At 61.8% G+C, this 13,096-nt stretch carries 11 protein-coding genes; 4 read left to right on the top strand and 7 right to left on the bottom strand.

All coding sequences use genetic code 11. From position 1 onward, the window contains the following. Nucleotides 1-245: 245 nt before the first annotated feature. Entirely contained in the window at nucleotides 246-773 is a 528-nt protein-coding gene (locus ACP7B7_RS09035; RefSeq protein ID WP_426076454.1) for a hypothetical protein, read from the bottom strand. A gap of 69 nt (nucleotides 774-842) precedes the next feature. Here ACP7B7_RS09035 and xseA point away from each other — a divergent pair, with 69 nt between their 5' ends. After that, nucleotides 843-2,201 carry an exodeoxyribonuclease VII large subunit gene (xseA, locus tag ACP7B7_RS09030; protein WP_426076453.1) on the top strand — a complete coding sequence of 453 codons (1,359 nt, stop codon included), beginning with the start codon at nucleotides 843-845 and terminating at the stop codon, nucleotides 2,199-2,201. A 63-nt stretch (nucleotides 2,202-2,264) separates the two neighbouring features. On the opposite strand, the gene ACP7B7_RS09025 is transcribed toward xseA, so the two are convergent. From ACP7B7_RS09025 to ACP7B7_RS09000, 6 genes are all read right to left on the bottom strand, one after another. Continuing rightward, nucleotides 2,265-4,730, bottom strand: coding sequence for a TonB-dependent receptor (locus ACP7B7_RS09025; RefSeq protein WP_426076452.1), 2,466 nt, complete (start codon nucleotides 4,728-4,730; stop codon nucleotides 2,265-2,267). Nucleotides 4,731-4,841: 111 nt separating this feature from the next. Beyond that, nucleotides 4,842-5,882, bottom strand: a complete 1,041-nt coding sequence (locus ACP7B7_RS09020; RefSeq protein ID WP_308922530.1) for an ABC transporter ATP-binding protein — start codon at nucleotides 5,880-5,882, stop codon at nucleotides 4,842-4,844. A 1-nt stretch (nucleotide 5,883) separates the two neighbouring features. Then, on the bottom strand, nucleotides 5,884-7,260 hold the full coding sequence (locus ACP7B7_RS09015) for a GH1 family beta-glucosidase (RefSeq protein WP_426076451.1): 1,377 nt from the start codon (nucleotides 7,258-7,260) through the stop codon (nucleotides 5,884-5,886). Between the two features lie 34 nt (nucleotides 7,261-7,294). Next, the gene (locus ACP7B7_RS09010) at nucleotides 7,295-8,134 is read right to left on the bottom strand and encodes a carbohydrate ABC transporter permease (RefSeq protein ID WP_426076450.1); all 840 of its coding nucleotides are present in this window, start codon (nucleotides 8,132-8,134) and stop codon (nucleotides 7,295-7,297) included. Then, complete coding sequence (locus tag ACP7B7_RS09005) at nucleotides 8,131-9,123, bottom strand: carbohydrate ABC transporter permease (protein WP_426076449.1); 993 nt, start codon at nucleotides 9,121-9,123, stop codon at nucleotides 8,131-8,133. Before ACP7B7_RS09005 ends, ACP7B7_RS09010 begins: the two co-directional genes overlap by 4 nt. 9 nt (nucleotides 9,124-9,132) lie before the next feature. Next, nucleotides 9,133-10,422, bottom strand: a complete 1,290-nt coding sequence (locus ACP7B7_RS09000) for an extracellular solute-binding protein (RefSeq protein ID WP_426076448.1) — start codon at nucleotides 10,420-10,422, stop codon at nucleotides 9,133-9,135. Between the two features lie 310 nt (nucleotides 10,423-10,732). Between ACP7B7_RS09000 and ACP7B7_RS08995 the strand changes: the two genes are divergently transcribed. The 3 genes from ACP7B7_RS08995 (at nucleotide 10,733) to ACP7B7_RS08985 (ending at nucleotide 12,939) form a co-directional block, all read left to right on the top strand. After that, nucleotides 10,733-11,752 carry a LacI family DNA-binding transcriptional regulator gene (locus ACP7B7_RS08995; protein ID WP_426076447.1) on the top strand — a complete coding sequence of 340 codons (1,020 nt, stop codon included), beginning with the start codon at nucleotides 10,733-10,735 and terminating at the stop codon, nucleotides 11,750-11,752. A gap of 133 nt (nucleotides 11,753-11,885) precedes the next feature. Next, on the top strand, nucleotides 11,886-12,464 hold the full coding sequence (sodB, locus tag ACP7B7_RS08990) for a superoxide dismutase [Fe] (protein WP_065306773.1): 579 nt from the start codon (nucleotides 11,886-11,888) through the stop codon (nucleotides 12,462-12,464). Between the two features lie 223 nt (nucleotides 12,465-12,687). Then, a complete protein-coding gene (locus ACP7B7_RS08985; protein ID WP_426076446.1) occupies nucleotides 12,688-12,939 on the top strand; it encodes a transposase in 252 nt (83 codons plus the stop codon). The last annotated feature ends 157 nt before the right edge of the window (nucleotides 12,940-13,096 follow it).

Here is a 13,096-nt window from a genome sequence, read left to right as displayed (position 1 = left end):
GTGTGCAAGCACAAAATTAGAAGCCAAGTACTTTGATTTATATCGTTTTTATGTCATTGATTAAAATTCAGGCAGCAGCTGAAAACCACGGTTTTCAGGGCCTGAAACCGGGAGAGCACTGCCGTTTTCCACATCCAGGGCAGTTCCGCACAAAAAATGTGGATAAGATTGTGAGCAAGCGTCTTGACTCCATACAAGTACATTGATTTTAAAGGATTTTTTATGATTGCTCAAAAATAGTGCAGTCAATTTCCACTGTGCAACGGCAAAAAATCGCCATCTGCATGAAAACGATTTATCCAGTTCTCCCCATATTCTGTGGATAAGATTGTGCGCAAGCCGACGACCCTGTTTTTATGTCCTTGTTTTGTAAGACTATTCTTACATTGCGCAAAAAGCAGGCAGGGACAAACCAGCGGGCGCTGGTGGATAAAATGGGCAGCGCGCACAAGTTCTGCACATTTTTTGTGGATAAGATTGTGTGCAAGGCCAGGCATGGCAGTGCAAGCCATTGATTTATAATGCTTTTGTGTACATGCGAAAAAATACGGCAGCGGTGTTTTTGCCATGCCTCGGCAGTGTTTATCCCCAGCAAATAGTTCCGCACAATTTCTGTGGATAACTTTGTGCGTAAGTGCCGCCCGTGTTGCTGATGTGCTTGATCCATAAGGACTTTTTCCTGCTGCACGTAAATCAGGCATGGTTAAAACCACCATCAAATCAATGACTTGGAAATAAAACTTGTTGTTTTGCCTGATATATGACATAAGCATGACCTCGCCGATAATATGTGGACAGCTCTCCTTTCTTCCCACTGTGAAACACCCGATATGACCGACCTGATGAACGACACTGCTCCAGACAGCGGCTTTGCCGCCCCGCCCGTGCTGACCGTGACAGCCCTGAACCAGGCCGTCGCGCGCCTGCTTGAGCGCTCGTTTCCGCTGACCTGGATCGCCGGCGAGATTTCCAACTTCACGCGCGCCAGCTCCGGCCATTGGTATTTCACCCTGAAAGATGACGCGGCCCAGGTGCGCGCCGTGATGTTCCGCGGCCGCGCCCAGTACGCAGGTTTCACGCCGCGCGAAGGCGACAAGGTCGAAGTGCGCGCCCTGGTCACCCTGTACGGCGCGCGCGGCGACTACCAGATCAATGTGGAGGCGATCCGCCGCGCCGGCGTGGGCGCCCTGTACGAAGCGTTCCAGCGCCTGAAAGACAAACTGTCGGCGCAAGGCCTGTTCGACGCCGAGCGCAAGCGCGCCATCCCGATGTTCGCGCGCACCATCGGCATCGTCACCAGCCCGCAGGCGGCGGCGCTGCGCGACGTGCTGACGGCCTTGCAGCGGCGCGCGCCGCACGTGTCGATCATCCTGTATCCGACCCCGGTGCAAGGCCAGCAGGCGCCGGAAAAAATCGCCCAAGCCATCCGCACCGCCTCGCAGCGCGCCGAATGCGACGTGCTGCTGGTGTGCCGTGGCGGCGGCAGCATCGAGGATTTATGGTCGTTCAACGACGAAGGCGTCGCCCATGCGATTGCCGATTGTTCGATGCCGGTGATCAGCGGCGTCGGCCACGAAACGGATTTCACGATTGCCGACTTCGCGGCCGACCTGCGCGCCGCCACGCCGACGGCCGCCGCGGAACTGGCCGCCACGCCGCGCGCCGACTGGCTGGCCTCCCTGCGCGCCGACGCCACCGATTTGCGCCGCGCCATGCGCCGCCGCCTGGACGACGCGGCGCAAACCCTGGACCGCCACAGCCGCCGCCTGCTCAACCCTAAGGCGCAGCTGCAGCAGCAGCGCCTGCAACTGCTGGCCCTGTCGACGGCCATGACGCACGCCACGCGCGCCCCTTTGAATCAGTCGATCCATGCGCTGGACCGTTTGCGCCACCGCTGGGCCGCCCTGCGCCCCGACGTGACGGTGCCGCGCGCCCGCCTGCTCGAATCGCAGCGCCGTAGCGGCGCGGCCATGACGCAGCTGCTGGCGCGGCGCCGCCACCAGCTGGGCGCGCTGGCGGCCCAGCTGGAACTGCTGAACCCGCAGCGCACCCTGGAGCGCGGCTACGCCATCGTGCGCGACGAAAAAGGCCATATCGTGCGTTCGCCGGCGCAACTGCAGGCGCGCCAGCATCTGCACCTGCGCCTGGCCGAAGGCAGCGCCGAGGTCGGCATCGCCAGCGTGCAAACCACGCTGGAATAAAAAAGGCCGGGTGTCGCCACCCGGCCAAAACATGCTACTGGGACCTTCCTGCCCTGCTGCTGCTTAAAACTTCATCGATACCCGTGCGCCAACCGTGCGCGGCGCGTTGTAGAAGGCGCCGTAGATCTGCTGCGTCGGCTGGCACGGCATGCCCACATCCGTGCAGATCTCGTTGACGTCGAGCTTGACCGCCTTGTCGGTGGCGTTCTGCACGAACGCTTCCACCGTATAGGCCTTGTTGGCCGGCTGGTAGCGCAGGCTCAGGTCCAGGGTGGTATAGGCTTCCTGGCGCTTGACGCCGGCGTGGCCCGGCACGTCGCCGTTGAACGCCCCCGCGCCCACATAGCTCATGGTTTCATAATGCACCGACGCGCGCGGCGTCAGCTGGCCGCCGGCGACCGTGAAATCATGCTCGTACTGCACCGTCGTGGAGAACTTCGGCGCGTGCTTCATGGTGCTGCCGCCCACGTTCACCAGCGGCGCGGTGCTGCCGCAAGCCTGGCCATTGGCGCGCGCCGCGTCGACGTCGCACGACAGAAAATCGTCATACACGGCTTTCAGCCAGGTGGCGTTGCCGGTCAGGCGATCGACCGCCGTTGGCCGCCAGACCCATTCCGCTTCCAGGCCCTTGACGGTGGCGCCGGCCGCATTGAAGTTGGCCAGCACGCTGTTGACCACCTGCGATTCAAGCTTGTCCTTGTATTTCATCAAAAAGGCGTCGAGGTTCAGGGTCAGCTGGCGGTTCAGCAGATCGGACTTGAAACCGATTTCATAACTGGTCAATTTTTCAGGCTTGGTGGTCGCGCCGCCGTCGCCGATGGCCGGCGAGTGGAAACCCGTGGTCACGGAACCGAACAGCAGGATATCGGGCCGCAGCTTGTACTCGATGCGGCCCAGCCAGGTGGCCTGGCCGTAGCGCAGGTCGGCCGAATTATCGCCCGGCGTATTGCCGCAGGAAGCCGCCGTGATCGCGCCACCGGGTCCGATATTGTGCGTATTGGCCAGGCCCGTGCCCGGCTTGACCAGTTGCGCCAGCTGGTCGGGCGTGAGCACGGTGGTGCCCAGCGGCGTATTGGCCGGCCAGTTCGGGCAGGCCCAGTTCTGGCCGCCGATATCGAATTTATGGTCCTTGGTATAGCGCGCGCCGGCCGTCAGCTTGATCTGGTCCGTGACCTGCTGGCTGACCTGGCCGAACACGGCTTTCGATTTCAGCTGGCGGTTGCCCTGGATGAAGGACATCGACGAGGCATACTGGCCGACGGTCGGCTGCACGAAGATCACGGCGCCGTTGGCGATGTCCTGCTGCACCGCCGCCTGCGAGATCTGGCTGCGGTCGATATCGAAGCGCACCTTGTTCTTTTCATTGAACAGGAAGACGCCGGCCACCCACTGGAACGGCGCCTCGTCGTCCGAGCGCGCCTGCAGCTCGTGCGAATAACTGTCGAACTGCGCCCAGTCGGTGCGGTTTTCCGACTTGAAGCCGGGGAACAGGCCCGCGTCGGCATCGTTGCTGTTCTGGCGCTTGTAGCGGCTCCAGCTGCCCAGGTACGTGAAATCCAGCGAATCGGTCGGCTTGTAATTGAGCTTGCCCTTGTAGGTCAGGATCGACTGGTCCAGCGTGCCCGGAGTGTCGATCAGGGCCGAGCGCAGCTTTTCGCCCGGTTTCGGTTCGGCCGCCAAATAGACATTGCCGGAACCCTGGTCGAGAAAATAGTCGGCGATAAAGGTGCCGCGCAAGTGTGGCGTGATCTTCCACAGCAGGGACGCGCGCGCGCCCATCTGGTCGCCGGCGCCATACTTGGCCGCACCCGGCATCACGTTCGAGCCGCGGCGAAAGTCCACCGTGCCGTCGTGGCTGTCCTTGATGGCGGCGATCCGCAGGGCCACGTCGTCGGACAGCGGGATATTGATCATGCCCTGCGTCTGCAGGTGGCGATAGTCGCCCACGGTGATGCCGGCCGAGCCCATGAACTTGGTGGTGTTCGGCGCGGCGGACACCAGGTTGACGGCGCCGGCGGTCGAATTGCGGCCGTTCAGGGTGCCCTGCGGGCCGCGCGCCACTTCCACGTGGGAGAGGTCATACATCAGCGCGGTGGCGCCTTGCGGCCGCGGCGAATACACGCCGTCGACATAAAAGGCCACGGCCGGGTCGCCCAGCTCCGTGTGGTTGGCCGAGCCCACGCCGCGCATGTAGACGTGCACGCCGCCCGAGTCGCCATGCTGCTCGACCACCAGGCTCGGTACCATGGTCGCCAGCGAGGCCAGGTCCTTGACCTGGTTGTTTTGCAGGGTGTCCTGGTTGAAGGCCGTGACGGCCAGCGGCGTGTCCTGCACAAAGGTATTGCGGCGCGTGGCCGTGACGACGATGCGGTCCATCTGGCCGGCCGCCGGCGCCGGTGCTTCCTTGGCCGCTTCTTCCACGGGCGTGGCCTGCTGCGCCATGGCGGCGCCGCTGCCCAACAGGATCAGCTGGGCGAATGTGACGTGGGCCAGGCTGCTGGCGATGGTGTTGCGTGCTGGTTGTTTCATGATGTGTCTCCTCTACCTGCCACTGGTTGGATAATGATGGCATGGCTCTGCGGCCATTGCCTTTCTTTTCAAAGCCGCTACTCAGCTTGAATTCATGACGCCTCCATCGCTTCAGTGCCGGGCCACGGCACGGCCGCCGGCATCGAACAGAAAGGCGTGACCCTCTTCCGGCGCAAAGCCGATGCTGCTGCCGGGCGCCAGCGCATGCCGCGTCTCGCCATGCAGCTTGATGGCCAGCGCATGCCCGGTGCCCTCGACCCTGGCGTGGACGATCTGGGCGTCGCCCAGCTGCTCGATCAGGGTGACGGTGGCGCCATAGCCTTCGCCGCGTGCAAGCAGGCGCAGATGCTCGGGGCGGATGCCGACCAGCATTCCAGCCTCGCCTCCCAGCTGCGCAGCAAGGGCCGGCAGGGTCGCACACGGCAGGAAGTTCATGCGCAGCGCGCCGATAAAGCCGGCCACGAACTGGCTGGCCGGCTGGCGGTACAGTTCCAGGGGCGCACCCACCTGCTCCAGGTGGCCGCCATGGAATACGGCCACCCGGTCGCCCAGGGTCATCGCCTCGACCTGGTCATGGGTGACATAGATCATCGTCGTGCCCAGTTCCTGGTGCAGCTTGGCCAGCTCGATGCGGGTCTGCACGCGCAAAGACGCATCGAGGTTGGACAGCGGTTCGTCGAACAGGAATACCTTGGGCTGGCGCACGATGGAGCGGCCGATCGCCACGCGCTGGCGCTCGCCGCCCGACAGGGCCTTCGGTTTGCGCTCGAGCAGATGCGTAATCTGCAGGATCTCCGCCACCTTGCCGACGGCGGCGCGCACTTCGCCGTCCGGCTTGCCGGCCAGTTTCAGGGCAAAACCCATGTTCTCGCGCGCCGTCATGTGCGGGTACAGCGCATAGCTCTGGAACACCATGGCGATGCCGCGTTCGGCCGGCGGCACGTCGTTGGCCAGCATGTCGCCGATGCGCAGCTGGCCCGCGCTGATGTCTTCCAGGCCCGCGATCATGCGCAGCAGGGTCGACTTGCCGCAGCCGGACGGCCCCACGAAGACCATGAATTCGCCGTCGTGGATATCGAGGTCGAGGCCCTTGACGATTTCCGGGCCGTCGCCATACGTCTTGCGGATGCCGCGCAGCGAGATGGCGGCCATCTCAGCGCCCTCCTGCCGTCGCCAGCTGCGGCGCATCGGCATGCAGCGCGCGCTGGGCGGCGATAAAGTCGCGGTACCACAGGGCGCTGTCCTTCAGGCTGCGCTGCTGGGTGGCGTAATCGACATACACCATGCCGAAGCGCTTGGCATAGCCCGAATTCCACTCGAAATTGTCCATCAGGCTCCAGTAAAAATAGCCGCGCACGTCGATGCCCTGGGCGATCACGGCGCGCAAGGCGTCCAGATGCAGCTGCACATACTCGATGCGCGGCTGGTCGTGGACCTTGCCGCCATCGAGCCTGTCAGCGACCGCCATGCCGTTCTCGGTGATATACACGGGCGGCAGCGGATATTCGCGGTGCAGGCCCACCAGCAGTTCCGTCAACCCCTGCGGATAGGTTTCCCAGCCCATGTCGTTCACGCCCAGCTTGCATTCGGGCTTGCGCGGCGGCGTCTCGCCGCTGACAAAGGCGCGCGTGTAATAGTTCACGCCGAGGAAATCGATGGGCTGCTTGATCTCTTTGAAATCGTTTTCAAGAATGATCAAAGCTGAAGCGTCGGCATGTTTCAGGGCCAGTGCCGGGTAGCGGCCTTTGAAGATGGCATCCATATACCACTGCACCGAGCGCGCATATTCGAGTTCGGCCAGCTCGCGGTCACGGGCGCTGTCGGTGGCCGGCGTGGCCGTCCACTGATTGAGCACGATGCCGAGCTTGGCCGACGGCGTCACGGCGCGCATCGCCTGCATCGCCAGGCCGTGCGACAGCAGCAGATGGTGCGACACCTGCACCGCGGCGGCCGGATCGGCCATGCCGGGCGCGAACTGGCCCGTGCCATGGCCCAGCACCGCCGTGCACCATGGCTCGTTATGGGTGGCGATGCTGGCCACGCGGTGGCCGAAGCGGCGCGCCACTTCGGCGGCGTAGGCGGCAAAGTGATAGCAGGTGGCGCGATCGAGCCAGCCGCCTTCGTCCTGCAAGGCTTGCGGCAAGTCCCAGTGATACAGGGTCAGGTGCGCGTCCAGCCCTTTGGTGGCCAGCGCATCGAGCAGGCGCGCATAAAAATCGAAGCCGGCCTCGTTCCAGGCGCCCGAACCCGTGGGCTGCACGCGCGACCAGGACATGGAAAAACGGTAGGCGTTCACGCCCAGGTTGGCGATCAGTTCCACGTCGTCGGCATAGCGGTGGTAGTGGTCGCAGGCGACGTCGCCATTGCTGCCGTCGGTGATCTTGCCTTCGGTGTGGCTGAAAGTGTCCCAGATCGACGGCCCGCGGCCATCGATGGCGGCCGCGCCCTCGATCTGGTAGGCGCTGGTGGCCACGCCCCAGGTAAAGGTGGCCGGGAAGTTGGTGTCCAAATCGTCGTTATGCATGGTCATGTATGTTGGTGAAAAAGGTTAATAAAACAAAGGTTCAACCCTTGACGGCGCCCTGGGTCAGTCCTTCGATCAAACGTTTTGAAGCGACAAAGAACATCAGCAGCAATGGCAGCACGGCGATCGCCGCGCCCGTCATCAGGGCGCCCCACTCCGTGTTGTTCGGCGCCTGCATGCTGCGCAGCGCCAGCGGGATCGTGTAGTTCTCGACCGAGCGCATGACCACCAGCGGCGTGATGAAGTTGTTCCAGGAATTGATAAAGGTGATCAGTCCCAGCGTGCCCATGGCCGGCCCGATCAGCGGCAGCACCACGCGCCAGTAGATGGCGAACTCGCCGCAGCCGTCGATGCGCGCCGCCTCGATCAGGTCCTTCGGGATCGCCGTGCCGATATACTGGCGCATCAAAAATATCCCCAGCGCGCCGGCCGCACCCGGCACATACAGGGCGCGTGGCTGGTCCAGCCATCCCAGGAAATCCATCAGCATGAAGGTCGGGATCATGTTCATGAACGACGGGATGATCATCGACGCCATCACCAGCGTGAACAGCGGCCGCTTGAAGCGGAACTCGTACATGGCAAACGCATAGCCGCCCAGCGAACAGAAAAACAGGGTCAGCGCGGTCGTCATCAAAGCCACGTACAGGCTGATGCCGATATTGCGCCAGAACGGCAGCCGCTCCTGCAGCAGTTCCAGGTTGTTCAGCAGCGCCGTGCCGAACCAGCGCGGCGGCGGCAGGCTGTAGATCTCGGCGCTGGTATGCGTGGCGAACACGAACATGAAGTAGAACGGCGCGACCATGATCAGGGCGCCGATCGCCACCATGGCATAGGCCGACCAGCGCGCGCTGGCGGCAGTAGTGGATCGGGCGCTCATCGGTTTGCCTCTTTGCGTTCATTGCGGCTGAAGACGCGGTTATTGACCCAGGTAGTGCTGGCGATAATCAAAAACAGCAGCCAGGAAATCGCCGACGCGGTGCCGAAGTCGCCCGAGGAAAACGCCGTCTTGTAGACAAAAATGGCGGTCGTCATTACCGACTGGCTCACGCCGCTGGACTCGGCCACCAGCACGAACGGTTCCTCGAACAGCTGCAGATTGCCCATGATGGTCAGGGTCACGGCCAGGTAGATCATGGGCTTCAACTGCGGCAAGGTGATATGCCAGAACTGCTGGCGTTTCGAAGCGCCGTCGATGGTGGCCGCCTCGTACAGATCCTTGGGGATCACCTGCAGCGCCGACAGATACAGCACCAGGTTCCAGCCAAGATATCGCCAGAAAATCACGAAGGCGACGGCCGGCTTGATGAACAGCGAACTGCCCAGCCAGTCGATCGATTCGGCAGGGAACAAACCACCGACCAGCGGCAGGCTGGCGCACCATTGGATCAGCACATTGATCTGGCCATAGTCGCGCGAGAACAGCGTATTGAACACCATGGCTATGGCCACGCTGGAGGTAATGAACGGTAAAAAGTAAATCCCGATCACCAGGTTGCGCGAGCGCTTGAAACTGTTGTGGATGAATGCCGCCAGCGGAATGGCCACCAGGTGCTGCGGCACGCCCGAGGCCAGCGCCAGCCATACGGTATTGCCCAGCGAGCGCAAGAACCACGGATCGCTCAAGGCATATTTGTAGTTGTCCAGCCCCACCCATTCCATCGCCTCGACACCGCTGGCCGCTTCCCACTGGTTGAACGACAGGTAGATGGAAAACAGCAGCGGAAACAGGCTGAAGACGGCGAACAGGATGAAGAAGGGGCTGATGAACACATACGGTGCCCACTTTTTCATGTTGAAGCGTTTGCGCTGCGGCCGCACCGCCGGCGCGCTCTGCGCCGGCATGGCCGGGGAAGTCGGGACAGTCATGGCGGCTCCCTAGCGGCGCGCGCGGTGGGTGATCAGGGCCTTGGCGTCGGCCAGCGCGGTCTTGATATCCTTGTTCTGCGCCAGTACGCTTTCGAGCTCCATGTTGACGATATCGCGTGCCACGGCGTCAAACTTGTCGACCCGGATCACGGGAATTTTCGCCGCCGTCTCGCGCGCCAGCAGCCGCGTCTTTTGGCCGCCGAAGTAGGCTTGCGGCTCGTCCATCATCGGATCGAGGTAGGCCGCCTTCAGGGCCGGAAACGCGCCGATCTCCTTCAGGGAATGCAGCTGGATATCCTTGTTGACGGTCATGAACTTGATGAACTCCCAGGCCTGGGTCTTGTTCGCCGCTTTTTTCGGAATGCCGTAGAATGAGCCGCCGTAGGACGCCAGCGCACCGGCCGGCAGGCTGGCCGCGCGCCACTGCCCTTTTGAGTCGGGCGCCAGCCACTTGGCCAGGTGGCCGCTGAGCCAGGAACCCATCATCTGGCTGGCCACCTTGTCGCGCTTGAAACCTTCGGCCCACTCGCCGGTCCAGGCCACGGTGCGCGCGTCGATGCCGGCCACCCGCGCCGCTTTCGCCAGTTCGAACGCCTTGACGAAGCGGGGCGAGTCGACCAGCACCTGGCCCTTGTCGCCAAAATAGATGCCTTCGCCGTCCTTCAGGTTGGCGCGTATATAGATGTCCGCCAGGTCGCTGGCGCCGGCCAGCAGGTAGGTGCCGGTGGCGGCCTTGAGTTTTTTTCCTGCCGCGATATACGACTCCCACGACTGCGTCAGGTCGGCTTCCTTGATGCCGGCCTTGTCCATCAGGTCCTTGCGGTAGAACAAGGTGCCCGGTCCCAGGTCGGCCGGCATGGCGCCCAGGGTGCCGCGCGAACTGGTCGCCTGCACGAAGGTGAACGGCACGAACTGGGCGCGGTACTGGCCTGCCCCGTAAGGCGGCTGCAACAGGTCTTCCATGCCTTTCGATTCGGCGAAGCTGCCCACGTAGCGAAAGTCGATCGCCATCACGTCGGGCAGGCGCGCGCCGGCCGCCAGCGCCGTCGTCATCGAATTGTGGTGGTCGTCGATCTGCAGGCTGACCAGTTTTACTTTTACCTGCGGGTACAGTTTTTCCCATAGCGGCAAGGCGGTTTTTACGGCCCGGTCCAGGTCGGGAAACGAGGCGACGGTGATGGTGGCGGGCGCCAGCGCGGGTACCAGTGCAGGGACAGCAGCCGCCGACGTTGCCGCGATGGCGCACGTGGCCGACAGTGACGCGGCCAGCACGGCCACGCCAAGGGTGATTGACTTCATTATTTCGTCTCCGTTTATTGAGCGTCTTCTATCTTGAAAACGTTTTCACAACATGCATCCATTTAACACCGCAAAGAAAATGAAGTCAACCGAAAAAGTTGTCAATTATTTTAAAATGCGCGATCAAGCTGCCGCCAGCGCACCCGCTTCCCTATGAAAAACAGGAAAAAACCGCACCGATGCGCGCTGTGGTTTTTTTTGAAAACGTTTTCAAGATGCTGGCCACAATCCCGCCGCCGGTTTATGGTAATCTTTCGTTGAAAAGGTTTTCAGAGCACTGGAGACCGGCATCCTTGATCCAGGAATCACCTTGAACGACACCCATCACGCCGCCCCCCCCTCCACCCTGCTCGACGTGGCGCGCCAGGCCGGCGTGTCGCCCAGCACCGTCTCGCGCATCCTGAACGGCACGGCCAGGGTCTCGGACGACAAGCGCGACGCGGTGCTGGCGGCGATCGCGCACATGAAGTTCGCCCCCAACCAGATGGCGCAGGGCCTGAAAAAGGGCCGCTCGATGACGATCGGCATCGTGGTGCAGGATATCTCGAGCCCCTTCTTCGACGAGAGCCTGCGCGGCGTCGACGATGGCCTGAAGGGCACCGGCTACGCCTCGGTGATCGTCAGCGGCCACTGGAATGCGCAGGAAGAAGCGGACCGCATCCGTCTGCTGCTGGCGCGCAAGGTCGACGGCATCATCCTGCTGTCGGGCCGCATCTCGGACCAGAGCGTGCTCGATTTTGCCCAGCAGCGCCCGATCGTTTCGACCGGCCGCCAGATCGCCACGCACAATGCGATCGGCTTCAAGCTCGACAACGAATACGGCGCCTGGCTGGCGGTGCGCCACCTGATCGAACTGGGCCACCGCCGCATCGCCTTTGTGTCGGGCCCGGCCAACAACAGCGACGCCGCCGAACGCCTGACCGGCTACACCCGAGCGCTGCGCGAAGCCGATATCGCGCTCGACCCGAAACTGATGGCCGAAGGCGATTTCCACGAAGCGAGCGGCATGCTGGCGGTGAACCACCTGTTCGACACGCAGCAGCAATTCACGGCCGTCTTCGCCGCCAACGACCTGTCCGCCTATGGCGTGCGCCTGTGCCTGTACCGCAAGGGCATCCGCGTGCCCGACGATATCTCGCTGGTCGGTTTCGATGACCTGCCCGGATCGTCGTACACCACGCCGCCGCTGACCACCATCCGCCAGCCGCTGTACGACATCGGCCGCATCGCCACCGAGTCGCTGCTGGGCCTGATCAACGGCGAAGCCGTGCGGGCGGCCCTTCCGCCGCTCGAACTGGTGGTGCGCGAAACCACGCGCCGGGTGCGCTGACACACGTTTACCACATCGCCGGCAGCAGCAAAGGCGCATCCGCTTTACAATAGTGGTTCGTTCAGCAAGAATAACCGGCTCGACTGTCCGGCTCCGGCCGGATACCCCGAACAACCACCATAAAGGACATCACATGGAACATACCCTGCCACCACTGCCGTACGCAATGGACGCCCTGGCGCCGCACATTTCGAAAGAAACGCTGGAATACCACTATGCCAAGCACCACCAGGCGTATGTCACCAACTTGAACAACCTGATCAAGGGTACCGAGTTCGAGAACCTGTCGCTGGAAGAGATCATCAAGAAATCGTCGGGCGGCATCTTCAACAATGCGGCGCAAGTATGGAACCACACGTTCTACTGGAACGGCATGAAGCCGGCCGGCGGCGGCGCACCTACCGGTGCCGTGGCTGACGCGATCAACGCAAAATGGTCGTCGTTCGACAAATTCAAGGAAGAATTCACCAAGTCCTGCGTCGGCAACTTCGGTTCCGGCTGGACCTGGCTGGTGCAAAAAGCCGACGGTTCGGTCGACATCGTCAACACCTCGAACGCCGGCTGCCCATTGACCACCGGCGACAAGCCACTGCTGACCTGCGACGTATGGGAACACGCCTACTACATCGACTACCGCAACCTGCGCGCCAAGTACGTGGAAACGTTCTGGGGCCTGGTCAACTGGGAATTCGTTGCCGGCAACTTCGCGTAAGCGAGCGTTCCTGTCAACGTATCCGCGTAGCTGATACGCAACCGTAAGAGCCTGGTTTGCCGGCTTTTGCGGTTGCTGGAAAAAGAAGTCTTTGCCGCTGGCACTGGCTTCTTTTTTTATTTCGTCCTGAAGATTAAAAGACTAAAAACGGCGGGCCGGAGAGATGAACTGCTCCCCGAAAGTTGGACACGAACTTTCGGGGTTTTTTATGGCAAAGTACAGTATGCAATTCAAACTGGACGTTATCCAGCAATGTGTACGAGGTGAAGCAGGAGCCAAGACGGTCGCCCGCCAGTACGGCATCCATCATTCGATGGTTGAACATTGGCTCTCTTTGTATAACGTTCATGGGCAAGCTGGTTTGGAGAAGAAGTTTACCCACTATCCGGTAGAGCGGCGCTTGCAGGTATTGGAGCACATGTGGGCCAACAAACAGTGGGGTCGATCTCAACCAATAGGCAAGCAGCTATGCTAGCACCTCTCCCACTTGAGATCGACTGAGTAAAAAGAAAATTGAAGAGTTCCGGCTGTGGACTTGTACTCAGTTCCAGAGCCAAGTCAACGAAATCGTCATAGTTGACGACGCGCTCGAAACGTTGGAGGGTTAATTCCTCATTCATACTGGATCTCCG

Source organism: Janthinobacterium sp. PSPC3-1, assembly GCF_049896105.1.
Lineage (GTDB): Bacteria > Pseudomonadota > Gammaproteobacteria > Burkholderiales > Burkholderiaceae_D > Janthinobacterium.
Note: the sequence above shows the minus strand (reverse complement) of the source record. Positions and strands in the feature narration are given on the sequence as shown.